The organism is Vescimonas fastidiosa (genome assembly GCF_018326305.1).
Lineage (GTDB): Bacteria > Bacillota > Clostridia > Oscillospirales > Oscillospiraceae > Vescimonas > Vescimonas fastidiosa.
This window is the reverse complement of record NZ_AP023416.1, coordinates 247,429-271,126: the sequence shown is the minus strand read 5'-3', so window position 1 is coordinate 271,126 and position 23,698 is coordinate 247,429. Positions and strand designations below refer to the sequence as shown.

Below are 23,698 nucleotides of genomic sequence, written 5' to 3'. Positions count from 1 at the left end.
GCCCCAAGCGTCGGCCCCTGCAGGTGGGCCGACGGGGAAAACGCCCAAAATAAAAAAGCCTCCCGGAGCTTGCCGCAATCGGTACGCTCCGGGAGGCTTTTTCTGGTTTTTATTCAAATAGGCTGGCCTGATACGGCAGGTCGCCCCGGCCCAGCTGCCGGAGCTGGCGGCTGTTTTCCTCGGTCAGGGCATCGGTAATGGCCATTTTCCGGATGATGTTTTGGACGGTGGTCTCCAGGTCCGTGCCGGCACGGTAGTCGGCGGGGAAGATAAAATCCACCCGGCCCTTGCTCAGCAAGTCCTCTACGCCCTGGCGGTTTTCCTCCTGATAGACGGCGATGGCCTCGCCGCCGTAGGAGCGCATCATCTTCATGCAGGGCACATCGGAGAGACCGTCGCCAATGTAGATCATGTTGGTGAAGGGGATGCGCTTGCTGTCGTCGGGCATGGAGGCGTTGAGGGTGCGGTCGTCGGACACATCCAGCACGCCCTTATTGATGCGGTAGACAAACTGGGTCTTATTGGTAAAGTTGACATCCAGCTTGGGCCAGGAGGCCAGACCCCGGGCATCATAGAAAAACTCGCAGGCGTAGATCTCCTTAAACTCGTGGCTGATGCCGCTGCCCTCGATGATCTCCCGGAGACCGGAGGAGATGACATAATGCTCAATGGCTACGCCCTGGCTCTCGCCGAAGGCGTTGATGCGGGCAAACCAGTCCTGCACGCCGGGGAAGAGCTGTATATCATGGCCGCAGCGAACCAGAAAGTCCCGGTCCAGACGGATGTTTTGGGCCCGGCACTCCTCGATCATGGTATACATATAGGCCAGAAGGCCGTCCATGCGGTTGTTATAGCCGAAGTCGTTGGCCTTTTTCCAGAATTCGGCGGGCTTATAGCCCAGGGCGGGAATGAAGGTGTAGTCCTCCATGTCGGTGGTGCAGAGGGTTTTATCGAAATCGTAGAGAAGGGCGATGATGGGCTTTTCCATGGGGGTATCTCCTTTTGGGGCTATTTTGGGGACGGGGGTACGGATTGCCACACCAGTGACATCGGTCACTGGTTCGCAATGACAGGGGGGTTACAAGGGGTGCGGTAAAACGGGGCGTCGGGGACGCCGCCCCCTACGGGGGGGTACAAGGGGTGCGTAGGGGCGGGGCTCTGCCCCGCCCGCGGGCGACCGCAAGGGTCGCCCCTACGGAGGGGTTGCAAGAGGCATGGGAAAAGAATCCCCCAGTCACGGCTTCGCCGTGACAGCCCCCTTTAGGCAAGGGGACGGGGGATGCGGATTGCCACACCAGTGACATCGGTCACTGGTTCGCAATGACAGTTTTTTTACATGGGGACAATATGGGGATGCAGAGGCTTGGGGTGGGCAAGCCTCTGCATTTTTGTCAGTTCTTTTCGGGGTCGTAGTTGCGGCCGAACTTCAGCTCGTCCAGGTCCAGCTTGAACTCGGAGACAAAGTCCGTGTCCGGGTGCAGGGTGTGGTCGGGCTCGGGGGCCTGCTGCTTTTCGTAAGCGCTGAGAATGTCCTTTCCGATGATGCGGACGGTGTCCTGGGTCGGGGCGTCGTCCCGGGGTTCTTCTGCCTGGACAGCCTCCTCGGCGGGGACGGTCTCCTGGGCGGGGACGGCTTCCTGGGCGGGGGCGGCCTCCTGGGCAGGAGCGGCCTGCGCAGCGGGGACAGTCTCCTGGGCTTCGGCACTCTCCTGGGCAGGCAGGTCGCTATGGGGCAGCTTCTCTAAAAACTGCATCTGCGTCCGGCACAGGGCCAGGCTCTTGGCCACATAGTCCTGCATGGCCTCCTCGGCGGCGGAGAGCTTTTGCCGGGCGGCCTCGGTCTTTTGCTGGAAGTCGCGGTTGGCCACGGCGGCGGCGTTCTGCGCCTCCTCCAGAATCTGCTCCCGCTGGCTCCGGGCCTCGGCAAGCATCTTCTCGGACTTCTCCTTGGCCTCGTCGGTCATGGAGGCGGCCATCTTCTGAGCGGCCAGGAGCATGGAGCGCATGGTGTCCTCGGTGGCGCGGTACTCCTCCAGCTTTTCGGCTAAAATCTTCAGCTTGGCCTTCAGCGCGGCGTTTTCCTTATAGAGGGCTGTATAGTCCTCGGTGAGCGTGTCCAAAAACTCGTCCACGGCGGCCAGATCGTAGCCGCTGGAAAAGGATGAGGATTTGGGGAATGTTTTTTCGGAAACTTCCTGTGGTGTGAACATATAAATCCCTCCGTACTGTCTTTTTATCCGGTATGGGGCCTTTACAGGTAAAGACCGCTGCTCTCCAGCTCGTCGATAAGGTCACCCATGAGGTCTACGGAGTAGGGGGTGATGATGTAGGTGTTGGCGGAGACCTTCTTGATTTTGCCGTCACCGGCGTAGGCCACGCCGGAGAGGAAGTCGATAAGCCGCCGGGCAATGTCCTTATTGGTGCTCTCCAGATTCAGTACCACGGTGCGCTTTTCCCGGAGGTGGTCGGCGATCTCGGAGGCGTTTTCAAAGCGCTCGGGCTTCACCAGCACCACCTTCAGCTGGGTGGTGGCGTGGATATTCACCACCTTGTTGCGCCGGTCGTCGCTGCGGCGGTCTTCCTTGCGGTCGTCGAAAGCGGACTCCTTGCCGGGGCGCTGGGTGGGGAACTGATCCTCGTTTTCATAGTCGTAATCTTCATCGTCATAGGGGTGGATGATCTTCTTGAATTCGTCCATCAAGCTCATGTGTATACTACCTCCCGCTTTTACTTGCTGTAATCTCTGGCGCCGAAAATGGCCGATCCAACACGGACCATATTGCTGCCGGACTCGATGGCCTCGGCAAAGTCGCCGCTCATACCCATCGACAAATACTTAAACTTATTATCGTATATATTTTGATTTATGTCAACATAAAGAGCCTGCATTTGGGCAAAAAACGGGAGATTTTCCCCGGGAGCCGACTCCACGGGGGGAATGGTCATGAGACCCAGCACCTGCACATGGGACAGGGTCTTGGCGTAGCGGGCGGCCTCGGGGGCCTCGGCGGGGGCAAAGCCGCTCTTGGCCTCCTCGCCGCCGATATTCACCTCCAGAAGGATGTCCTGGACGATGCCCAGCTTTTCGGCGGTTTTCTCGATCTCATCCAGCAGGGCCAGAGAGCCCACGGACTGGATCAGCGCCGCCTTGCCCACCACCTGCTTGACCTTGTTGCGCTGGAGATGGCCGATGAAGTGCAGGGGTGCGCCGTCGTAGGCGTTTTCCGAGAGCTTCCGGGTCATCTCCTGAACGCGGTTTTCGCCCAGGGCATCAATGCCGGCGGCGATGGCCTCCCGGCAGGCGGCGGCGTCGTTCATTTTGCTGGCGCCCACCAGGGTGATGTCCGCACCGGTGCGGCCGGTTTTAGCGGCGGCGGCTTCGATTCGCAGGCGGATGGACGCAATGTTTTCGGATATGGACATGGAAAATTCCTCCCTTTTTATTTCTGTTGGTGGAATGGGTGGGTGGCGACCCTTGCGCAGGGGAGCCTTTATTGGGGACGAGGGTTACGGATTGCCACGACCAGCGTGCGCGCTGGTCTCGCAATGACTGGTTTTTTATATGGGGTGCGGTGCGTTGTCGGCGGGCGGACAGAGGCGTCCGCCCCTACGGAAGCGCAACAAGAGGTGCAATGGGCGGGCGACCGCAAGGGTCGCCCCTACGGATAACAAGTAAGTCTTTGTTGCGGGCCGATGTAGGCATCGGCCCCTACGCACGGGTTTTCGATAGAATTTTGTAGGGGGCGATGCCCACATCGCCCCGCCGTAACGCAGTGGCCCGGGAGGGCGAACAGGGTCGTTCGCCCCTGCGGATAGATTGGATGCCGGTTAGGCGGTCAGTTGTCCGGGAAGATCATGCCGTCGGTGAGGGCCCGGGCGGTGGAGATGACCAAATCGCCCTGGCGGAGGATCCGCTCATCTGCGGCGCCCTGGGCGGAGCGGACCAGGCAGAAGCCGTCGCCCCGGTACACCAGGTCTACGGGCTTGCTGTACACATAGGCGCCCAGGCGGCAGAAAAGCTGCAGCGAGCCATCCTCGTCCATGCGCAGGGCGGCGGAGGGGACCCGGAGGCCCTTATACTCCCGCAGGAGGATCTCCCCCTGCTGATGGCGCAGGAGGGTGACCTGGGAGATATAGCGGGTGCAGGAGAGGACCACGGCCACATGACCGTCCTCCTCGGCGCTGATGGACTGAACATAGGCAGGGGTGTCCTGCTGCAGGCCCTTGCTCAGGCGGAGAGTGACCTCCTGGCCCACCTGAAGCTCCCGGGCCTGCTGGGCGGGGATATTGGCGGCGAAGTACCAGGTGTTATCGGTGATGATCTTGCCGGCGCTCTTCACGGCGGAGCCGGTGCTGAGAGCGTCCAGCCGGGCGGGGGTCACATCCGTCAAAAAGTCCGGGGTGAGGGTCTCCTCGCTGCCGTCGGTGGAGCCGCTGTAGACTCCGGCAACAGCGGTTTTTACCGAGGTGGCGCCGGAGAGCTGATTTTGCAGAGAGGAAATATCGCTGCGGGTCTGGGCGATGGCCTGGTCGATCTGCTCCAGGGACTCATAGCTGTAGCTGCGCTTGAGCACGGCGGTTTTCATGGCGGACATCTCCTGGGTGGCGGTGGCATAGTCGCCGTCCGCCGTGGCTATGTGCAGGCGGAGAATGCTGTCGGAAATATCGCTGTCCACCTTCAGGGCGGCGTCGCTGTCCAAAAAGGAGCTGCGGGCAAACTGAAGCTGCTGCAGCTTCAGCTCCGTGTCCTCCAGCCGGCTCACCACCTCCAGAGCGCTCTTGCTGGCGTAGGCCATGGCTACGGCCTGGCCGGCGTGGACCTTCTCCCCTTCCTGAACCTGGCGCAGGAGGGTGCCGGAGGTGTCGGGCAGGGGCGTCTCCTGACGGACCACCCAGCCGGTGACGGAGAGGCTGTCGGTCACCTGGCCGGTGTAGGCCACGGAGACGGACACGGACCGGTGGAAATACCGGTAGCCCTCTATGCCCAAAAGCGTCACCACGGCCACAAGCACCGCCAGGGAGAGAATTTTGAAAATGGGAGTGGATCGCATGGCTGCTCCTTCGCTGTCAGTCGTCCCCTTCCTCCTCCCGCAGAGAGAGAGGGCGCAGGGGCACAAGGGTGGAGACGGCGTGCTTGTAGATAAACTGCTGGCGGCCGTCGCTGTCAAGCACCAGGGAAAAGCTGTCGAAGCCGGTGATTACGCCTCGAAGCTGGAAGCCGTTCATCAGAAATACCGTGACGGGAACGGCCTGCTTGCGTACCTTGGTGAGAAAAATGTCCTGTAAATTTGCCTTTTTCATATCGTCTGCTCCTTTTTCTATGTCTTGGTGCGGACGATAGATTTTTCTATGCTTGTCCGCCCGGGTCTATCCTAAGCCCTGGGCGAGGAGATATTCTGTCGCATTTTGGAGGCCCGCCGGGAAATCGGGGTCTTTTTCCCAGAGAAGCCAGTGGATGTCGTCTTTGCGGCGCAGCCAGGTGAGCTGGCGCTTGGCATACTGCCGGGAGCGGAGCTTCACCTCCGCTACGGCCTCTGACACCAGCGTGTCCCCCCGGTAGACGGAGAGAAACTGCTTGTAGCCGATGGCCTGGAGAGCGGTGGCGGTCTCGGGGAGGCCGGTTTGAAGAAGGGCCTCCACCTCCCGGAGGAGGCCGCACTCCACCATGGTGTCCACCCGGCGGTCGATGCGCGCATAGAGGTCGGCCCGGTCCCGGAAGGTGAGGCCGATGGTGCAGGCCCGGTATTTAGGGGGCCGGAGGCGGGTGCGGGCATCGTGGGCGGTGAGGGTCTCGCCGGTCTCCCGGTAGACCTCCAAGGCCCGGAGAATGCGCTTTTCATCGCGGATAGGCAGGCGGGCGGCGGTTTCGGGGTCTATCTCCCGGAGCTGGCGGTAAAGGGACTCGATGCCCTCCCGGGCCATCTCCGCCTGAAGGGATTTTCGTATCTCTCCGCCGCTGTGCCCGGGGGCAAAGGTGCGGCCTGAGAGAATGGAGTCCAGGTACAGGCCGGTGCCGCCCACTAAGACGGGGCGTCCTCCCCGGCGGAGAATGTCCCCAATGCACAGGTCCGCCTGCTCCGTGAATCGGGCCACGGACCAGCTCTCGGCGGGGTCGGCGATGGCCACCATGTGGTGGCGGACGCCGTCCATTTCCTCCGCCGTGGGGGCGGCGGTGCCGATGGTCATGCCCCGATAGATCTGCATGGAGTCCACGGACACCACCTCGCCGCCGAAGCGCTTTGCCAGGGCTACGCCCATTTTGGTTTTGCCGGTGGCGGTGGGGCCGACGACGCAGATGACACGGTTATCCATGGTAGGCTCCTTTCGTGGAAAGTGGGGTGGGACGGATTGCCACAGCCAGTGTGCGCACTGGCTTCGCAATGACACATTACAAGTAGTGCGGTGGTGCGGGCCGATGTAGGCATCGGCCCCTACGGAACGGCTTGTAGGGGCGGACGACTCTGTCCGCCCGATGCGGTGAGTTTCCTATGGTGCGTAGGGGGCGTTTATTGCAGCTTTTGCTTTAATTCGTAGAGCAAGTTCAGTGCCTCCAGGGGGGAGAGGGTGTCTACCTGCTCCCGGCGGAGGCGGCTCAAAACCTCAGTTTCGGCCAGGCTGGACAGGGAGACCTGGTCGGCCTCCTCCTGCATGGGGGCCGGGGGCTTACCGGCTTCCGATTCCAGCTCCCGGAGAATGGTCTTGGCCCGGGCGATGACCCCCTCGGGCAGACCCGCCAGGCGAGCCACCTCGATACCGTAGCTGCGGTCGGCGCCGCCGGGGACGATCTTGCGCAGGAAGATGATCTCCTCCCCCCGGGCCCGGACGGCAATGTTATAATTCTGCACGCCCGGGAGGCTGTGCTCCATGTCCGTAAGCTCGTGGTAGTGGGTGGCAAAGAGGGTCTTGGCCCCCAGTTTTTTGGGGTCGGCACAGTATTCCAGCACCGCCCGGGCAATGCTCATGCCGTCGAAGGTGCTGGTGCCCCGGCCAATTTCGTCCAAAATCAGGAGGCTGTCTTTCGTGGCGGCGTGGAGAATGTCGCTGACCTCGGTCATCTCCACCATGAAGGTGGACTGGCCGGCGGAGAGGTCGTCGGAAGCGCCGATGCGGGTGAAGATGCGGTCCACCACCCCCAGGCGGGCGCTTTTGGCCGGGACGAAGGAGCCGATCTGGGCCAGAAGCACGATGAGGGCCACCTGGCGCATATAGGTGGATTTACCGGCCATATTGGGGCCGGTGATGATGGCGGCCCGGCCCTCTTTTTCGCCCATATAGGTATCATTGGGGACAAACAGGGCGTCCGGGCGCATTTTCTCCACCACCGGATGGCGTCCGTCGTGAATCTCCAGCACGCCGGAGTCGTCCACCGTGGGGCGGCAGTAGCCGTTGCTGACGGCGACAGAGGCAAGAGAACAAAGGCTGTCCAGCTCCGCCACCGCCGAGGCGCTGGCCTGGATGCGGGACACCTGCCCGGCCAGCTCCGTGCGCAGGTCGGTGAAAAGCTCATATTCCAGGGCGGAGACCCGGTCGGAGGCGGTGAGAATGTCGCTCTCCAGATTTTTCAGCTCCTGGGTGATGTAGCGCTCGCCGTTTACCAGGGTCTGCTTTCTGATATAGGTGTCGGGGACCTGATCCTTGAAGGAGTTGGAGACCTCGATATAGTAGCCGAACACCTTGTTATAGCCGATTTTCAGGGTGCGAATGCCGGTTTTCTCTTTCTCTTGGGCCTCCATGGAGGCCATGAGGCCCTTGCCGCCGTGGAGGATGCCCCGGAGCCGGTCTACCTCCGGGTGGAAGCCGTCCCGGATGAACTCCCCCTCCCGAACGGAAAAGGGCGGCTCGTCCTGAAGGGTGGCGGCGATGCGCCCGGCCAGATCATCCAGGGTGTCCAGGGTGCGGCACAGCTCCTGAAGGCGGCCCTTGGGAAAGACCGTGAGCAGCCGCTTGATAGGCGGCAGCTTCTCCATGGCGGCCCGGAGGGCCACCACATCCCGGCCCCCGGCGCTGCCGTAGACAATGCGGCTCATAAGCCGCTCCATGTCGCCGATGCCGGACAGGGCCAGGGCCAGCTCCTCCCGGGTGACGGTGTCGTTTACCAGGCGCTCCACGCAGTCGGCCCGGCGGTCAATATCCCGGACGCTGAGCAGGGGCCGCTCCAGCCAGCTGCGGAGCATCCGTGCGCCCATGGCGGTTTTGGTCTTATCCAGCACCCACAGAAGGCTGCCCTTTTTCTCCTTGCCCCGGAGGGTCTCGGTAAGCTCTAAGTTGCGCCGGGCGGAGATGTCCAGCTCCATAAACTGACCCTGACGGTAAAAGTCCAGGGTGTCGATGTGGTGCAGGTCGCCCTTCTGGGTCTCGTGGAGGTAATGCAGAAGATTCCCCAGGGCCAGGAGAGGGGCGAAATTATCGGCGGGGAAGTCTGAAAGGACCTTTTCCCCGAATTGCCCGGCAATGCTTGCCCGGGCGGCGGGGCCGTCAATTTCCCGAACTTCCCGGTGGCAGGAGAGCTTATTCTCCGTGAGCATCCGCAGCGCCGCATCCTGGGCGGCGGTATCGTTGAGAATGATTTCCGCCGGGGAGAACCGGGCCACCTCATTGAGCAGGTGAACCCCGGCGTCGGGGCCTGAAAAGGCCGTGGCGTGGGTCTGGCCGGTGGAGATGTCGCAGGCGGCAAAGCCGGCCTTGTCCTCGGCCAGCCAGGCGGCGGCGCAGAAGTTGCTGCGGCCTGCCTCCAGGGAGGTGTCGTCCAGGACGGTGCCGGGGGTGACCACCCGGATAATGTCGCGCTTCACCAGGCCCTTGGCCGTGGCGGGGTCCTCGGTCTGCTCACAAATGGCAACCTTGTAGCCCTTGGCGATGAGACGGGCGATGTAGCCCTCGGAGGAGTGGTAGGGGATGCCGCACATGGGCACCTTCTCGTCAAAGGACTTGTTCTTATCCTTGTCCCGGGTGGTGAGGGTCAGGTCCAGCTCCCGGGAAGCCGTCCGGGCGTCCGAGCCGAACATCTCGTAGAAATCACCCAGGCGGAAGAACAGGATGGAGTCCTTGTTCTGCTCCTTGATTTCCAGATATTGCTTCATCATGGGGGTCAGTTCAGCCATAATAGGTCACATCTTTCTGCTGCCGGGGCGGGTCTGCTGTCGGCAGCCGGATTTGGTTGGGAAAAGGTGGAAAACTTTGTGGAAAAGTGCAAAATTGCACCTTAGAGGGCAATAAAAGCCGTCTCAGGCCCGCTTGAACATCTTCTCGATCTCGTAGCGGGTGAGCTTCACCGCCACGGGGCGGCCATGGGGGCAGTACTGAATCTCGCCGGACTGCACCCGGTCCACCAGGGCCCGCAGCTCTGCGGGAGAGGTGTGCATCCCGGCCTTGATGGCGGACTTGCAGGCCATGGTCTGCAGGAGACTGTCTCGGGCGGCATCGGGGTCGGCCCGGCCCAGGCGCAGGTCCTCGGCCAGCTCCTCCAGGGTGGCGGCGGCGTCCTCCGGGCGAATGTCCGAGGGAACTTCACGCACCAAAAGGGTGCCTGCGCCGAAATCCTCACAGGAGAAGCCGAACTCCTCCAAAAGGGGGAGGCTGGCCAGGGCGGCATCGTAGGCATCCGCCTCCAGGTCCACCGCCAGGGGCTGCAGCAGGAGCTGGCTCATGGGCGGCTCCCGGCGCTGCTTCAGGGCGTTGAAGCGCAGGCGCTCGTGGGCGGCGTGCTTATCGATGAGCCAGAGATTTTCGCTTTCATCCTGGCAAATTATATAGGTGTCCAGGGCCTCGCCTACCAGGCGCCAGGGGGCGGGATGGTCGGTAAGGGTCTGCTGGAGGGGCAGGTCAATGGTATTGCGCCGGGGGACGGGGGTCTCCGGGATGGGGGCCTCCGGAACGGGGGCTTTGGCAGGGACAGGCTTTTCCGCTGCCGGGAAGGTGGCCGGGGCGGCGGGCATCGGTGCAGGCCGGGGCTCCTCCCGGGGCTCCGGGGCTGCCGGGGCCGGAGGGGACACGCTGTCGCGCAGGGGGAGCTTTGCGTCCGGATGCACCGCCGGGGCAGAGCCGTAGCTGCCCAGAGGGCGCTTTTCCGCCGGGGGCGGGGTCTGCCGCTCCTTATACTCCTGGACGGTCATAGACCGGTAAAAGGTTTGCTGGACGGGCTTGGGGGCCGGGGTTTCCCCGGCGGTGAGCAGGTCCTTGACGGTGTAGTGTACCGCGTCAAAAACGGCCCGCTCATTTTGAAATTTCACCACGGTCTTAGCCGGGTGGACATTCACATCCACGGTGCTCTTGGGCAGGGTGATGTGCAGGACGCAGCCGGGGAACTTGCCCTTGAGCAGCCGGTTGCGGTAGGCCTCCTCCAGGGCGGCGGTGAGGAGCTGGCTGCGCACAAAGCGGCCATTGACGAAAAAGAGCTGACGGGCCCGGGTGCCGCCGCCGTTTAAGGGCTTGGTGACGAAGCCCTCCACGGAAATGTCGCCGCCGCAGCCGGAGACCGGCAGCAGGCCCAGGGCAAAATCCCGACCCAGGGCGGCATAGACGGCGGAGCGGAGCTGGCCGTCGCCGGGGGTGTGGAGCACCTCAACCCCGTCCCGGATCAGCTTCACGGATACCTCCGGATGGCTCAGGGCCAGATGGGTGACCACGCCGGTGACGGCGGTGCCCTCGGCGGAGTCCTTTTTCATAAATTTCATGCGGGCGGGGGTGTTGAAAAACAGGTCCCGGACGCATATCGTGGTGCCCTCGGGGCAGCCGGTCTCGGTGACCTCTCCGGGCACGCCCCCCTCTAAGTGCAGGGATGCGCCCCGATCCGCCCCCCGCTCCCGGGAGAAGATGTCCACCCGGGACACGGCGGCAATGGCGGCCAGGGCCTCGCCCCGGAAGCCCAGGGTGCCGATGGCGGCCAGGTCCTCCGCCCGGCGGAGCTTGCTGGTGGCGTGGCGCAGAAAGGCCGTGGGAAGCTGGCCCGGGGCGATGCCGCAGCCGTTATCGGTGATGCGCAGATAGGTGAGGCCCCCGTGCTGCACCTCCACGGAAATGGCGGAGGCTCCGGCGTCCAGGGCGTTTTCCAGCAGCTCCTTGGCCACGCTGGCCGGGCGCTCCACCACCTCGCCGGCGGCAATGAGGTCGGCAATATGGGGATCTAAGCATTGAATGGTGGGCATGGGGACGGCCTCCTTTTTTGAGGGATGTGGGGATTATGGATTGTCGCAGCCGGTGACATCGGCCACTGGTCTCGCAATGACAGGGGGTTTACATGGGGCGCGGTGTGTTATCTTGGGGTGCGTAGGGGCGGGGCTCTGCCCTGCCCGCGGGCGGGGTAGAACCCCGCCCCTACGAAAGCGTTACAAGAGGTGAGGTGCGGCGGGCCGATGTAGGCATCGGCCCCTACGGAGCGTTACAAGGAGTGCGGTGAGGTGTGGAATCCCCCAGTCACGGCTTCGCCGTGCCAGCCCCCTTTAGGCAAGGGGGCCGAGGGGACGGGGAAAGCGGATTGCCACGACCAGTTTGCGAACTGGTCTCGCAATGACACATTACAAGGGGTGCGTGGGTCGGGCCGATGTGGGGAGCGAACTGAGCGCTGCCAGTGGCAGAGGAAGCGAAGTGAGCGAGTGGCCGCGGTCAAAATTTCCAGCGTCCGCCGTAAGGCAGCGCAGAAATTTTGGGCACCGCAACAGGACCATCGGCCCCTACGGATGGATTTTTTGAGGAATAGCCTTACACCATTTCGCCGAAGAGGGCCCAGGTGTTGCTGTCGGTGATCTTTATGTCGCGGTACTGGCCCAGGGCGGATTTGTCGCCCACCAGATGCACCAGACGGCCTCCGGCGGTGCGGCCGGAGAGGGGCCAGCGGGCATCGTCCGTTTCACCGTCCACCAGGCAGCGGAGGGTCTTGCCCACATAGCGGGCATGGAGGCGGGCGGAGATGTCATTTTGGGTGGCGCAGAGGGTGTCAAACCACTTCTGCTTCTCCGCCCGGGGCACGGGGTCGTCCATCTTGGCCGCCGGGGTGCCGGGCCGGGGGGAGAAAATAAAGGTAAACAGGGCGTCAAACTCCACCTGACGCACCAGGCCCACCGTCTCCATGGCCTCCGCCTCCGTCTCGCCGGGGAAGCCGATGATAATGTCGGAGGTGAGCACCAGGTCGGGCATGACCTTTCGGGCGTAGTTGATAAGCTCCAGATACCGGGCCCGGTCATAGGGGCGGTTCATGGCCCGAAGCACCCGGTCACAGCCGGACTGCACGGGCAGGTGGAGCTGGTGGGCCACATGGCGGCTTTGGGCCATGGTGTCAAAGAGCTTGAAGGAGGCGTCCTTGGGCTGGGAGGACATGAAGCGCAGGAGAAAGTCACCGTCGAGCTTGTCCAGCTCCCGAAGCAGGTCTGCAAAGTCGTGCCGGGGCTCCAAGTCCTTGCCGTAGGAGTTTACATTCTGGCCCAGGAGGGTGATCTCCTTAAAGCCCTGGTCGGCCAGCTCCCGTACCTCCGCCACGATCTTGTCCATGTCGCGGCTGCGCTCCCGGCCCCGGACATAGGGGACGATACAGTAAGAGCAGAAGTTGTTGCACCCGTACATAATGGAGACCCACGCCCGGGTGTGACCCTCCCGGACTATGGGCATTCCCTCGGCGATGGTGCCGCTCTCGTCCTCCACGGAGAACACCCGGCCCCGCCGGGTATAGACCCGGTATAAAAGCTCCGGGAATTTCCACATGGCCTGGGGGCCGAACACCAGGTCCACATGGCGATAGCTGGTGCGGACCTTTTCGGCGATCTCCGGGCGCTGGGCCATGCAGCCGCACAGGCAGATGATCTGATCGGGATTTTTCTTCTTGGTATGGGTCAGGGCGCCCAGGTTGCCGAAAACCCGCTTCTCCGCATGGTCCCGGATGGCGCAGGTGTTCAGCACGATGATGTCGGCCCGGTCCGCATCCCGGGTAAATTCGCAGCCCATGGCCCGGAGCATACCCATGATGTGCTGGCTGTCGGCCACATTTTGCTGGCAGCCGAAGGTGTCCACCAGGGCCAGAGGGGTGCGGCCCCGGCCCTGATGAAGGGCCCGGATCTTTTGCTCATATTCCCGCTGGCGGCCGGTCTCCTCCGGGGATAAGATCACTTGTTTTCTGTCCAAAATATACCTCCGTAAGCACCACTGGAAAAAATGGCGCTAAGATTCGACTTTAATTAAGAAATTATAGCACATTCGCCGGGGCAAAACAAGGGGCGGGGAAAAATAGTGGGGAGGTTTTGGTGTGCGGCGGGACATTGGGGGATCGCCCCTACGGAAATGCTTGTAGGGGCGGACGACTCTGTCCGCCCGGGCCCGATAACGCAACACCTTGTAGGGCAGGGCCCGTGTGCCCTGCCGGGGAGCGATGGGCGGGCGACCGCAAGGGTCGCCCCTACGGAGGGTTACAAGGAGTGCGGTAGAACGGGGCGTCGGGGACGCCGCCCCCTACGGACGGGCACAAGATGTGCGGTGGGGCGGGCTACGCAAAAAAGCCTCCCTTGCCTAAAGGGAGGGGGACCAACCGAAGGTTGGTGGAGGGATACTTGCGGGGAGAACGGCTGCGCGTTTGCTGTAAGTTCGTGCGGGGAAGAATCCCCCAGTCACGGCTTCGCCGTGCCAGCCCCCTTTAGGCAAGGGGGCCAAGGAGACGGGGGTTGCGGATTGCCACACCAGTGACATCGGTCACTGGTTCGCAATGACAGGGAGTTTTACATGGTGTGCGGTGGGCGGGCCGATGTAGGCATCGGCCCCTACGAGGTGTTTACCGATAGGGTTTCGTAGGGGGCGGCGTCCTCGACGCCCCGCGTCCTTTATAAGGGGTGAGGTAAAACGGGTCATCCGGGAGGCCGACCCCTACGGAAGTGTATCTTGCGGTGCGTAGGGGAGGGGCTCTGCCCCTCCCGCGGGCGGGGTAGAACCCCGCCCCTACGGATGAAATGATAATGCCGTGCGGGGATGGTTTGGGGCAAGGGGCAAAAGGATAGGGCGGACACAAGCGTGTCCGCCCCGGAGGGTGTGGGAAAAACCCGCAGGGTTTTTCGGCAGTTTTTTAGAGTTCTTTCAAATGCTCCATGTTGTGGCGGATGCCCTCACAGCAGGCATGGAATTTTGCCTTTTCCTCGTCGGTGAGGGGCAGCTCCACTACCTCCTCTACGCCCTTTGCGCCGATGACGCAGGGCACGCCCGCGAACAGGCCGCTCTCCCCGTATTCGCCGCAAAGCTCCATGCTGGCGGGCATGATGGCCTTTTCATCGTGGAGGACAATGTGTACCATCCGGGCGGCGGTGGTGGAAATGCCGTACTCGGTGCAGTTTTTGCCGGAGAAGGTGACCCAGGCGCCGCCGATGGACTCCTTCTGCAGAGCCTCCCGGTCAAAGCGGAAGCGCTCGTCCGTCTGGGCCCACTTGTCCAGAGGCATACCCCGGAAGCTGACGCAGGACCAGGGGGCAAACTGCTGATTGCCGTGCTCGCCCAGCATATAGCAGGTGATGGACTTGTGGTCGATGCCCGTCTGCCGGGCCAGAGCGCTGAGCAGGCGGGAGGTGTCCAGGCCCGTGCCGGTGCCGAAGACCCGGCCCTTGGGCAGGCCCAGGCCCAGTGCCAGCTCCCGGGTGACAATGTCGCAGGGGTTGGTGATGTTTATCACCACGCCGTCAAAGCCGCTGGCCTTGATTTTCTCCGTGTAGCTCCGGACGGCGGGAATGGTGAAGTCCATCTCCTTGACCCGGTCGTGATTGCCCCGAAGCAGATCGATCTTACCCGCGCTGTTGACGATGACATCGCATTCGCCCAGGTCGGCAAAGTCTCCGGGGCGAACGGTGACCCGGTGGGGCAGGTAGGCTGCGGCGTCCCGCAGGTCCTGCACTTCACTTTGGAGCTTCTGCTGGTTCTGATCCACCAGCACCAGCTCGTCGGCGATGCCCTGCACCGCCAGGGAATAGGCTACATGGGCTCCCACATGGCCCAGGCCGATGACGCCTACCACACGATTCTTAGTCATTTGCAAAATCTCCTTTACAGAAAATATTTATTCCATACCGAAATGGGGAAACAGCACGCAGGTGTAGAGCATGGTCAGCACCATGTACACCCCCAGGATAATGGCAAAGGCCGGGAGGGTGCGCTTCGTGACCTTATTTTCGTTGCCGATCTGGTCCACGGTGGCGCAGGCGGCCACGGTGTTATTGGGGCAGATAAGGTTACCCAGGGAGGCACCGGTATCCCGGAGGAGGTTCAGAATCACAAAGGCGCCAAAGACCATGAGCGCGATCTTCAGGCCATCCTTGATGCCCTTCCAGAGGAGGGCGTCGTACACGGCCACATTCTCCTTAAAGGAGGCGCCGGTGACATTGAAGTAGGTAAAAGCCAGCACCAGCGTCCATATAAGGGCCACCGGGGCCACTTTTTTTGGCGGACTGGCGGAATCCGAGGATGCCCACCAGCACCACGATGATGGGGCTGAGTGCCATAACAAAGTTAAGAAATTCCATGATTGCCTCTCGCTTTCTGTCTTGATGGGGGTTCCCCTTCTGTGCTGGCTGGGCATAGCAGAAGGGAAACATCTATAAATAAAGAGGCCCCGCCGGATGGGCGAGGCCTCGAGCTTCTGCAATAGGTGGGCGTGTCAACACGCCTGCAAAGAAGGAAGGGAACGCACCGTCCGGGTCACGGAGGAAAGCAATACAAAAACGGACCCCAGCAGCAGGCTGGCGTCCAGAATAATAATGCCCAGAATGGCGTGCATATCCGCGCAGGAGGAAGCGGCGCAGGGGGCCTGCGCAGAAGTGGTATGCATGAGGGAGGCGCACATTGCGTTGGTCATAACCACAGCTTCCTTTCCGGATGCTAAACGGAGCATAACACAAAAAAATATTCTCTGCAAGAGGAAAAAATTGTCACTCCAGGGAAAATCAGATAAACGCATAAATTTTTCCGGGAGGCCCCCGGGCGGTGTTGGTGAGATTGACGAAAAGTATAGGCCGGTATACAAATGAAACGGGGTAGAAAATTTTGCCATCGTAGGGCGGGCTGAGGGCAGACCATCGCCGGTCATCCACCGCACCCCTTGTAAAGGACGCGGGGCGTCGAGGACGCCGCCCCCTACGAAATCCTATCGGTAAACACTCCGTAGGGGCGACCCTTGCGGTCGCCCGCGGGCGGGGAAATCGGCGAAGCGCCGCCAGTGGCGGATGAAGCAAGCCGGTTTCGAGGAAGTGCCCCGATTGGCGGGCACGACAGTGGCCGGGAATCGGTCGGCACAACGGTGGGCAAGAGAGCCCCGCCCCTACGCACCATCAAGAACCCACTGCATCGGGCGGACAGGGTCGTCCGCCCCTACGGAGGGCGAGGGGGGAAAATGAAAAAATATGCCATCCGGGCAAGAAAACTATTGACAAACGGCCGGGAACACGGTATTATAATATTCGTTCTTGCGCGGTTAGCTCAGCTGGTAGAGCACATGCTTGACGTGCATGGGGTCACAGGTTCAAGTCCTGTACCGCGCACCAAAAAGTCCAGGAATCTCAAGGGTTCCCGGACTTTTTATTTTTGCCAAGATTAACTTTGTTAGTAATGTGTTAGTAGTAGCGATTTAGGTTAGTTTTTTCAGGACGCTGTTATAAGCTTTCTCATTGACGATTTTTAGGGTGTCCATAAGCTCGTCCATGACTTCCCACGCCCTATCCTGCGCCACATTCCCGACCGCTTTCAAAAATTCACTGCCGGAGGGTTTTATTGTCTTGGCCGGCGCAGGCTCTGCGGAATACAGCATTGGGGGCGCTTTCGCCTGCGGTTGCTCCCCGCCGTGCTCGTTACGGATAATGTAGAGAGCCGCCAGTTTCTCATAATTGGGCCAGCTTGATTCTTCTGTTTCCAGCCGTGCGATCCATAGTTTCAGCTCGGTTTCATCGATCATGGGGAATCCCCCTTTAATTCTCCATAAGGCTGACAGCGCGGCGCAGGGCATCCCTGACGCGTTCGTCATCAGTTTCCCGCATCATGTCGTTTAACTGGGTGCGCAGATGCTCCGCGCCATCCGCACGGCTGTAATGTCCGCGCACATAGTGCGAGCCGCGCCGCGCGTAGGAACTGCCCCGGCCATAGGCGCCGCGCATATCCGCTTCCCAATCACCGCCGCCAGAATAGCCGTCTGATTCCATCATGTCAATTTTATCTATGTTCTTGATGGTTGCTGTCAGTTTGTGGGCAATTTCCAGGTCACCCGCACCCAATTCGCCTTTTCGGGCCAGTTCGTCCAGCTCCTTGCAGAGCATATCGCGCAGATCATACATAGATTTCATACCCATTACTTTCTCCTTTCTCAGCTCACGCGGTCCACGGTCAGATTGCTATTGGCAAAGCTGATCGCCTCCGCGCTGGTGTTCTTCGCCGCCACGGTCACGCAGCAGCCGCGCGGCACTTCCACGATGGCGCTGACATAGACGTTAAAATAGTTTTCCACCGCAGCGGGTGTGACGGTCGCCGTAGCGCTGTTGAGCGCCTCGCCGTTGACAGCGAGCGCCGTGGTGATCGCGCCTACCGTTCCGCCCGTGGGGACGGCGATGTTTGCGCCAAAGCTCACCCGAAAGCGCGCCTTGCACTGCTGCGTCAGTCCACGCAGGGTAACAAGACCGCTGCCCTCGCGGTGGACAATGCACGGCTTGCCGCAAGCCGCCGTGGAGACCATCGGCACATTTTGGCCAGCGGAGACGACTGCGATACCGGGGTTTACATATTCAGCCATATATTTCAGTCCTTTCTAAAAATACAGCGGCGGAGCTATTGCCCCGCCGCGTTGTCGTAGTATCGGCACGGGGCCGACCATTTTGTTGGCGTCAACAAAATCGCCAACAAAAAGCTATGCTATGCAGTTGTCAGCAGCCGCCGCCCTGATTGCAGCCGCAGCCGCCGTAACCGCTGCCCGCCCACGGATTACAGGTAATGTAGGCGGGCGAAGGGCACGGACGCAGCTGCGAGATCAGATAGTTGTTCTGCGCGGCCTGAGATGCCGCCAGCTTCAGATTCTGATTCTCGGTCTGGAGGTCGGACAGCTTGCTTTGCGTCAGGAAGTCGAGGATGGCGCGGCTGTTTTGGTTGTTCGCGTCAATGATGTCGCGCGTGGCGTTCTGCACGGTGTTGCGCGTGTCGCACGCCTGCGTCGCCATGTCGTAGCGCACCTGGGCGATAGCTGCACGGTTTTCGCAGCAGCAATTAGCGGCCTGCATCTGCATGGCGTTGAGTTGCTGCATCAGCGCCGCCTGCTGGTTGCTGCGGGAAAGCTCGGCCTGTGCAAAGCCGTTTGCCATCGCCATGTTGGTGCCATTGACAAGCTGCGCCTGCTGGTAAAATCCGTCGCAAAGGCCCTGATTTACACTGTCGATTTTGCGCTCGACATTGGCAAAATCAGAGGTCAGCACATAGCCGTCGACCACGCCGCCGGAATTGCCGGCGTTGTTTCCCCAGCCGTTGCCGCCCCAGCCGCAGAACACAAACAGGAAAAGAATGATGATCCACCACGCGCCATCGCCGCCGAAGCCGCCAAAGCCGCTGTTCATCATGCCGGTAGGCGCAACAGGCATAGTGGCCTGAACGCCGCCGTCAGAAAGAGACATAGTATCACTCCTTTGAAAAATTGTTATTCATCAAATCGTGGCCACGATGTTGATTTATGTTGATGATTACTGCATCAGGCTTTGAAATTGCTTCGCCATCTGCTGTAGCTGATTAAGCTGCTGCTGGTTTAGCCTACCACTCTGCAAGAGCTTTTCGACCTCGGCTTTGGGGTCGCCCTTGAAATTTGCTTTGAACTGGTTGAACTGCTGAACCATCTGGGCAAAGTTCCCCATAGGACCCTGCCCGCCGCCCAGCGCGGCCATAAACGGGTTACTCATCGTCTTCGTCCTCCTCGACCTTGCGTTTCTTCTTACCCTTTATTTCGCCCACAAGCACCGCCAGACGGTCGAACTCCTCGCGGGTGACAAATTCCACGCCCGGCTTTTGTGGCGCGTTAGGGGTCGTTTCTGTGCGTTCTACGAGGTCATAAATCTTGAGCGTCGGTTTCCCGCTTGCGTCTGCCTGCTTGAGGTAAACGGTGGGGGCGGTGGAATCCCACAGTGCTACGGCAGAGTTGGGCGCGATGAGATAACCTCTTGCCTCCTGCTCGCCGCTTACCCACTGTACGCCGCCTTGTGCGATGGGGTTCTGTTGCACTGGCTGCGACATAGGCTGCTGCATGGGCGGCATCTGTGGCTGCTGCATCTGCCGCATCTGCATGAGGTTGTCCGGCATCGGCTGCGGATAATAGGGGTTGAAATAGGGATATGCCATGTTCATTCCTCCGTTTCTTTGTCCCAGAAATAAAGCGGGATTTCGTTCTCGCTGTTCCAGCTGTCATAGATGATCCCGTCCTGAACGCACACTACATGCCCAGAAAGGGCGAGAATATACGTCCCGCGCGGGTGCTCATCGGCAAACCTGCCGACCGTGTAACAGTCCGGGCAAGTGTCCGGGATAATATGCCGCCGGTATCCGATACTGCGCAAGTAAGACCCCCAACAGGCGTTAGCGTTTGGCAAGTCGCCGTCCAAGTAGCCCCGCATGCACAGCCGGAGATAAACCTCGCCCCAATCCTTTCCCGTGGCCTTACAGATTGCACGGACAGTGCAATCGGACACGTTTTTCCCGCATGGATTTGGATTAAAATATTTATACATGATTGCAATCCCTATATAGGCTTTCAGCAATTTCTACATACGCTAAAAGCCCCCGGGGATCGTCTGCGTACAGAATGCAAATATCCTGCGCCATTTGCTCCGTGTATCCGCAGGCTATAAGCCGTTCGTACATTTTGCCACCTTCTTTCTGCTTTTATGGTACAAAAAAACAGGCACCCGAAAGTGCCTGAAAAGTGTCAGGAAAAGTAAAAATCCCCCCGCCGGTTAAGGCAGGGGGATAAATAGTTCCTGTGCAATTTTGTGGTATGCTCTGCATCTGTGCCGCTTCACCGTTTCCACGGACATATTCCGCTCCATAGATACCTGTACGCAGCTTTTCCGGCGTACATCGCATTCTATGATTACCATCGCTTCGTTGTCGGGAAGCAAAAACGATTCGACAAACGCAATGGCTCGTTTCGGTGGCAGCTTTGACAAAAAGTCTCTTACGGCCTTGTGGTTGCTGTTCATGTGCAAAACCATAGCCGTGGAGGTGCGGATGCTTACGCATGGGCGCAAGGTCGGCGTTGTCGTAGCCTATACTCCCTCCAGATGATTTCTGTTACCGGATGAAGCCCTCGAAACCGGCAGCCTTCAGCTTGGCCAGAAGCTTCTCGGCGTTCTCGCGGTTGGCGAAAGCGCCGACCTGGACGCGGTAGAGCTTATCGGTGGCAGGCTGCTCCGGCTCGGGGGCGGGCTCTACCGGCTCGGCAGGCGTGGGCTGCTCCGGCGCATCGCCGGTCAGGATAGCGTTTACTCGATCCTGTACGGTGTCGTAGTCGTACCCTGCTGCCTCCAGGCGCTGGCGGCGGTCGGAGCCATTGCCCCACTCACCGCGGATCACCTCCCGGGCAACCTCGTCCACGGACTTGGCGGGCGTGGGCTGCTCCTTCTCTTTGAAGGTCACGCCGAAGTAGTCGCAGATGCCCTGGGCGATAGCCTCGCCGATGTCCGTGGTGTGCTCCACGATCCACTTGGCCGTGGTGGCATTGTCGTGGAACTCGCACTCCACATAGGCTGCGGGGGCGTTGGTGTATACGATCTCGTCGTAGTCGTTCACCTGGATGCTTTCGCTTGTGCCGGGGGTGATGGGGGCCAGGCGGGCGAAGATGGCCTTGCAGGCCTTCATGCCCTCGCCGCCGCTGCTAAAGCAGAACATCCGGGTGCCGGTGACCGTGCCGTTAAAGGCGTTGGTGTGGATGGGAACATGGAGGTCAGCGCCGAAGGCGTTGGACTGGGCGATCTTTTCGCTCATGTGGATCATGTGCCCCACCTGCACGGTCATGCCGCTGCGCTCCAGGGCGGCCTTGCAGGCCTCGGCGATCTTGCCGCACTGGACGGCCTCGGTGGTGCCACCGTAGGCGTAGCGGTTGTCGTACTGGTTGCTGGGAGAAAGAAATACTTTAGGCATTGTCATTCCCTCCCTTATCGATCAGGTTGCGGAACAATTCATACAGACCGGTGGAGGCAAGGCCACTGAACAGGCCGCCCAGGAGAATCTGCGGAGTAAAGAGGAAACCGCAGATCCAGACATTCAGAATCACGCCCAGCACGCCCATAATGAGCGGGATGTAACGGTTCACCTTGTCAGTGGGAACCACATTCTTCAGAATGTAGCCCACACACAGGCAGATACCTACCACGAGCAGTACGATGTAGTCTTTGAGAAATTCCAGATTCATTTTTTGCTCCTTTCTGTGCCAGGGTCTGGCACCACAAAAATTAATGATTGTTTTCTAAATCCGCGATGCGGTGGTTGGCGACCTTGATCTGCTCCTCCAGTACCGGGACGCGCCGCGCAAAATTGTTATGCTCCCGGACTTCCCGGGTCAGCTCTTCCAGCTTTGTCTCGGTTACGGCCTGCTGCATGTCCAGTTTGGCCTGCACATCCCGGGTGGTTTTGTTGCTGGTGATGATTACCCCCAGCAGCGACAGGCCGCCGGTGATGATAGCCACGACGATTGTTTCCATTCAGTAATTTCCTTTCTCCTCTGGGGGGCTTGGTTGATTTGATTTTATGCCAGTTTTTTATTTCCACTTGCCTTTTACACTGATATGCGCGGAAAAGGTCTGCGTGCCGCTGTTATTTGATAGCGCGTCAACACCGATTGATGCATTGGTCAAATTTATATATGCAGGGATTGCGTATCCGCTTCCGAACTTTGGATTCACATTGGCTTCCGCCACACTTGCGAAAAGCCCGGTCGGCAACGAGAAGTATGTGGAAAATGCATACGCGCCAAGGAATGTGCCGGATGATGCCACGCTCTTAGACGGCTGCCCCCAGCACTCTGCCGCGCCACTGGCCCATTTGCGGTAAGTCCAAATACCACTGGTGCCTTGCTCTAACACATAGTCCCCATATCCCAAATCGGCCCGCAGCTCCGCCGGTGTCCGGTAATACACCCAGCCGGCATTATCCAGCACCGCCACCTTAGGTGGTGTTTTGCCCAGGTCTGAGGCCTCCGTGGTTTGCAGCCATGTGCCGGTAAGATATTTGCCTGTTAGGTTTCCGCCCAGCGTTGTGGCACCGCTGACTTGCAGTCCCTTTTCAAAATGCGCATCCCAGGCCACATCCAGCCGCCTCTCTCCGCTCTCGCTGGCGTACCGCCCAATACCCACGGCTTTACCATTCTCGCCCAAGTGAAAGGTCATCTCGGATGTGGGGATTCTCGTTTCCACCGACCCGCTCTCACCCAGCTTGTCCACCGCCTGAATCTCGATGGTATATACCACCGATACCGATAGGGTGACACCGGGCACCACGCCTGCGTAATCGTTTCCGGAAGATTCTGCCAAAAGCGTGATCCAGCTTGACCAACCGCCGCCCTCTGCCGCATAGCGCAGACGCAATGTGCATTTATTATTGTTGGCCAGAGGGGAAAAGGACTTGGCGCACGCCACACAAAGCGCTGTACCGTCTTCACTTATTGTTCCGTCAGAGGTAGACCGTGCGCATACAAAACTTCCCGTGGTGCCGTTACGCACCACAGAGGGCGTATTGTACGCCAGCACCGTGACGGGTTTAGATGCTGTAGTGGAAAAGCCTCTGCTGTCCGTTGCCGTGCCGGTGATGGTCAGCACGCCCGGCGTTTGCAGTGCGTCACTGGTGGCTGTTTTCCCGGAATAGGCTTTACCCTCTACGGAGGCGGAATATTGCTTTATGGTCGCGCCGAACTTTCCGCTGGCCGTGTGCGTGATTTTGGCCTGTGTTCTGCCCTGGATATACAGGCCATTAAACGGCGCAGACAGGGCGCTGACGGGGGCCACGGCAATAGCTTCGCTGGGTCGGGTGGCCGCATTATTGGTGACGGTAAATGTCCTTTCTGCGGTGTCGTAGTAATAGGTGCTTCCGATTTTGGTGCGCAGCAGGAACACGACTTTTCGCGTTAAGGTCGTGTTGTTGCGCAGCACGGCCCGCTCCGCATTGGTAAGCTGGAAGGTATAGCTACCGCCGCTGGTGCTGACGGCTCGGTAAGCAATATCCGATGCCGATCCGGTCAGAGAAATGCACACATCCAGCGCAGAAACCGCCGAGCCTGCCGGATTGGCATAGGCAATGGCCGGGTTGTCCACATCTGTAAAGTTGGGCGCGGATGCGATGGTAGCCGCCCGGGGTATGGCAGGCAGGGCAAAGCTCTCCGCCGAAGCGGTATAATCTCCGTTTCCGTACAGCCAACCGGAAAAGGCGGAAACGGTGAAGGTCTTGCTACCGTCATTGTTGTGGGCGATGTCCAGTGTGCCGGAGGCAAAGGTGCGATCCTTGTAATCCGTGATGTCGGAATATGTGCCGCCGGAATACACAGTTTGACCGTTAATGACCACCGCACCCATTTTTATGGCGTTTGTGTAATATTGCTCCCCGGGGCTCAGGCCGCAAGACCAGGAAATGGTAGTCTTGTTCCCGGCTATGTCCTGACTGCCGCTGATCTCCCACTTGACCCAAAAATAGGAGCCATATTTTGTGTTTGTTTTTACGGTTCCGCTTGTTGCCACTC

At 60.3% G+C, this 23,698-nt stretch carries 23 protein-coding genes and 1 tRNA gene; 1 reads left to right on the top strand and 23 read right to left on the bottom strand.

All coding sequences use genetic code 11. The annotated features are described in order from the left end of the window. Positions 1 to 109 precede the first annotated feature (109 nt). The 13 genes from KI236_RS08555 to KI236_RS08495 form a co-directional block, all read right to left on the bottom strand. Entirely contained in the window at positions 110 to 988 is an 879-nt protein-coding gene (locus KI236_RS08555) for an HAD family hydrolase (RefSeq protein WP_212821151.1), read from the bottom strand. Positions 989 to 1,391: 403 nt separating this feature from the next. Then, a complete protein-coding gene (locus KI236_RS08550) occupies positions 1,392 to 2,210 on the bottom strand; it encodes a DivIVA domain-containing protein (RefSeq protein WP_212821149.1) in 819 nt (272 codons plus the stop codon). Positions 2,211 to 2,251: 41 nt separating this feature from the next. Then, the gene (locus tag KI236_RS08545) at positions 2,252 to 2,707 is read right to left on the bottom strand and encodes a cell division protein SepF (RefSeq protein WP_212821147.1); all 456 of its coding nucleotides are present in this window, start codon (positions 2,705 to 2,707) and stop codon (positions 2,252 to 2,254) included. Between the two features lie 20 nt (positions 2,708 to 2,727). Further along, a complete protein-coding gene (locus KI236_RS08540; RefSeq protein ID WP_212821145.1) occupies positions 2,728 to 3,423 on the bottom strand; it encodes a YggS family pyridoxal phosphate-dependent enzyme in 696 nt (231 codons plus the stop codon). Positions 3,424 to 3,836: 413 nt separating this feature from the next. Next, positions 3,837 to 5,051, bottom strand: a complete 1,215-nt coding sequence (locus KI236_RS08535) for an HlyD family efflux transporter periplasmic adaptor subunit (RefSeq protein WP_212821143.1) — start codon at positions 5,049 to 5,051, stop codon at positions 3,837 to 3,839. A gap of 16 nt (positions 5,052 to 5,067) precedes the next feature. Then, a complete protein-coding gene (gene hfq, locus KI236_RS08530) occupies positions 5,068 to 5,301 on the bottom strand; it encodes an RNA chaperone Hfq (RefSeq protein ID WP_212821140.1) in 234 nt (77 codons plus the stop codon). A 66-nt stretch (positions 5,302 to 5,367) separates the two neighbouring features. Then, entirely contained in the window at positions 5,368 to 6,312 is a 945-nt protein-coding gene (gene miaA, locus KI236_RS08525) for a tRNA (adenosine(37)-N6)-dimethylallyltransferase MiaA (protein ID WP_212821138.1), read from the bottom strand. A 194-nt stretch (positions 6,313 to 6,506) separates the two neighbouring features. Beyond that, a complete protein-coding gene (mutS, locus tag KI236_RS08520) occupies positions 6,507 to 9,101 on the bottom strand; it encodes a DNA mismatch repair protein MutS (protein WP_212821136.1) in 2,595 nt (864 codons plus the stop codon). A 123-nt stretch (positions 9,102 to 9,224) separates the two neighbouring features. Next, positions 9,225 to 11,144, bottom strand: coding sequence for a DNA mismatch repair endonuclease MutL (mutL, locus tag KI236_RS08515; protein ID WP_212821134.1), 1,920 nt, complete (start codon positions 11,142 to 11,144; stop codon positions 9,225 to 9,227). 553 nt (positions 11,145 to 11,697) lie between these two features. Beyond that, complete coding sequence (gene miaB / locus KI236_RS08510; RefSeq protein ID WP_212821132.1) at positions 11,698 to 13,110, bottom strand: tRNA (N6-isopentenyl adenosine(37)-C2)-methylthiotransferase MiaB; 1,413 nt, start codon at positions 13,108 to 13,110, stop codon at positions 11,698 to 11,700. A 928-nt stretch (positions 13,111 to 14,038) separates the two neighbouring features. Further along, positions 14,039 to 14,989, bottom strand: a complete 951-nt coding sequence (locus KI236_RS08505) for an L-lactate dehydrogenase (RefSeq protein WP_212821130.1) — start codon at positions 14,987 to 14,989, stop codon at positions 14,039 to 14,041. A 27-nt stretch (positions 14,990 to 15,016) separates the two neighbouring features. Next, a complete protein-coding gene (locus KI236_RS08500) occupies positions 15,017 to 15,382 on the bottom strand; it encodes an L-lactate permease (protein ID WP_212821128.1) in 366 nt (121 codons plus the stop codon). 231 nt (positions 15,383 to 15,613) lie between these two features. Next, entirely contained in the window at positions 15,614 to 15,811 is a 198-nt protein-coding gene (locus tag KI236_RS08495) for a hypothetical protein (protein WP_212821127.1), read from the bottom strand. Positions 15,812 to 16,420: 609 nt separating this feature from the next. On the opposite strand from KI236_RS08495, the gene KI236_RS08490 reads away from it, so the two are divergent. Beyond that, positions 16,421 to 16,496, top strand: a tRNA-Val gene (locus KI236_RS08490). A gap of 83 nt (positions 16,497 to 16,579) precedes the next feature. Here KI236_RS08490 and KI236_RS08485 read toward each other — a convergent pair. The 10 genes from KI236_RS08485 to KI236_RS08440 form a co-directional block, all read right to left on the bottom strand. After that, complete coding sequence (locus KI236_RS08485) at positions 16,580 to 16,903, bottom strand: hypothetical protein (RefSeq protein ID WP_212821125.1); 324 nt, start codon at positions 16,901 to 16,903, stop codon at positions 16,580 to 16,582. A gap of 13 nt (positions 16,904 to 16,916) precedes the next feature. Beyond that, entirely contained in the window at positions 16,917 to 17,294 is a 378-nt protein-coding gene (locus tag KI236_RS08480; RefSeq protein WP_212821123.1) for a hypothetical protein, read from the bottom strand. A gap of 14 nt (positions 17,295 to 17,308) precedes the next feature. Next, positions 17,309 to 17,731: a hypothetical protein gene (locus KI236_RS08475; protein WP_212821121.1), complete on the bottom strand. Its 423-nt coding sequence runs from the start codon at positions 17,729 to 17,731 to the stop codon at positions 17,309 to 17,311. A 130-nt stretch (positions 17,732 to 17,861) separates the two neighbouring features. After that, the gene (locus tag KI236_RS08470) at positions 17,862 to 18,566 is read right to left on the bottom strand and encodes a hypothetical protein (RefSeq protein WP_212821119.1); all 705 of its coding nucleotides are present in this window, start codon (positions 18,564 to 18,566) and stop codon (positions 17,862 to 17,864) included. A 99-nt stretch (positions 18,567 to 18,665) separates the two neighbouring features. Then, a complete protein-coding gene (locus tag KI236_RS08465) occupies positions 18,666 to 18,878 on the bottom strand; it encodes a hypothetical protein (protein WP_228738128.1) in 213 nt (70 codons plus the stop codon). Continuing rightward, positions 18,871 to 19,314 (bottom strand): hypothetical protein, encoded by a 444-nt coding sequence (locus tag KI236_RS08460; RefSeq protein ID WP_212821117.1) that lies wholly within the window; start codon positions 19,312 to 19,314, stop codon positions 18,871 to 18,873. The genes KI236_RS08465 and KI236_RS08460 overlap by 8 nt, the downstream gene beginning before the upstream one ends. Positions 19,315 to 20,262: 948 nt before the next feature. Further along, on the bottom strand, positions 20,263 to 21,111 hold the full coding sequence (locus tag KI236_RS08455) for an N-acetylmuramoyl-L-alanine amidase (RefSeq protein WP_212821115.1): 849 nt from the start codon (positions 21,109 to 21,111) through the stop codon (positions 20,263 to 20,265). After that, complete coding sequence (locus tag KI236_RS08450; RefSeq protein ID WP_212821113.1) at positions 21,104 to 21,382, bottom strand: phage holin family protein; 279 nt, start codon at positions 21,380 to 21,382, stop codon at positions 21,104 to 21,106. Before KI236_RS08450 ends, KI236_RS08455 begins: the two co-directional genes overlap by 8 nt. 40 nt (positions 21,383 to 21,422) lie before the next feature. Then, positions 21,423 to 21,671 (bottom strand): hypothetical protein, encoded by a 249-nt coding sequence (locus KI236_RS08445; RefSeq protein WP_212821111.1) that lies wholly within the window; start codon positions 21,669 to 21,671, stop codon positions 21,423 to 21,425. Positions 21,672 to 21,728: 57 nt separating this feature from the next. Next, positions 21,729 to 23,696, bottom strand: coding sequence for a DUF859 family phage minor structural protein (locus tag KI236_RS08440; protein WP_212821109.1), 1,968 nt, complete (start codon positions 23,694 to 23,696; stop codon positions 21,729 to 21,731). Positions 23,697 to 23,698: the final 2 nt, after the last annotated feature.

Coding starts and splice junctions, on each gene's coding strand:
- KI236_RS08555 (WP_212821151.1), bottom strand. CDS start 988: ATGGAAAAGCCCATCATCGCCCTTCTCTACGATTTCGATAAAACCCTC.
- KI236_RS08550 (WP_212821149.1), bottom strand. CDS start 2,210: ATGTTCACACCACAGGAAGTTTCCGAAAAAACATTCCCCAAATCCTCA.
- KI236_RS08545 (WP_212821147.1), bottom strand. CDS start 2,707: ATGAGCTTGATGGACGAATTCAAGAAGATCATCCACCCCTATGACGAT.
- KI236_RS08540 (WP_212821145.1), bottom strand. CDS start 3,423: ATGTCCATATCCGAAAACATTGCGTCCATCCGCCTGCGAATCGAAGCC.
- KI236_RS08535 (WP_212821143.1), bottom strand. CDS start 5,051: ATGCGATCCACTCCCATTTTCAAAATTCTCTCCCTGGCGGTGCTTGTG.
- hfq (WP_212821140.1), bottom strand. CDS start 5,301: ATGAAAAAGGCAAATTTACAGGACATTTTTCTCACCAAGGTACGCAAG.
- miaA (WP_212821138.1), bottom strand. CDS start 6,312: ATGGATAACCGTGTCATCTGCGTCGTCGGCCCCACCGCCACCGGCAAA.
- mutS (WP_212821136.1), bottom strand. CDS start 9,101: ATGGCTGAACTGACCCCCATGATGAAGCAATATCTGGAAATCAAGGAG.
- mutL (WP_212821134.1), bottom strand. CDS start 11,144: ATGCCCACCATTCAATGCTTAGATCCCCATATTGCCGACCTCATTGCC.
- KI236_RS08505 (WP_212821130.1), bottom strand. CDS start 14,989: ATGACTAAGAATCGTGTGGTAGGCGTCATCGGCCTGGGCCATGTGGGA.
- KI236_RS08495 (WP_212821127.1), bottom strand. CDS start 15,811: ATGACCAACGCAATGTGCGCCTCCCTCATGCATACCACTTCTGCGCAG.
- KI236_RS08485 (WP_212821125.1), bottom strand. CDS start 16,903: ATGATCGATGAAACCGAGCTGAAACTATGGATCGCACGGCTGGAAACA.
- KI236_RS08480 (WP_212821123.1), bottom strand. CDS start 17,294: ATGGGTATGAAATCTATGTATGATCTGCGCGATATGCTCTGCAAGGAG.
- KI236_RS08475 (WP_212821121.1), bottom strand. CDS start 17,731: ATGGCTGAATATGTAAACCCCGGTATCGCAGTCGTCTCCGCTGGCCAA.
- KI236_RS08470 (WP_212821119.1), bottom strand. CDS start 18,566: ATGCCTGTTGCGCCTACCGGCATGATGAACAGCGGCTTTGGCGGCTTC.
- KI236_RS08465 (WP_228738128.1), bottom strand. CDS start 18,878: ATGAGTAACCCGTTTATGGCCGCGCTGGGCGGCGGGCAGGGTCCTATG.
- KI236_RS08460 (WP_212821117.1), bottom strand. CDS start 19,314: ATGGCATATCCCTATTTCAACCCCTATTATCCGCAGCCGATGCCGGAC.
- KI236_RS08455 (WP_212821115.1), bottom strand. CDS start 21,111: ATGCCTAAAGTATTTCTTTCTCCCAGCAACCAGTACGACAACCGCTAC.
- KI236_RS08450 (WP_212821113.1), bottom strand. CDS start 21,382: ATGAATCTGGAATTTCTCAAAGACTACATCGTACTGCTCGTGGTAGGT.
- KI236_RS08445 (WP_212821111.1), bottom strand. CDS start 21,671: ATGGAAACAATCGTCGTGGCTATCATCACCGGCGGCCTGTCGCTGCTG.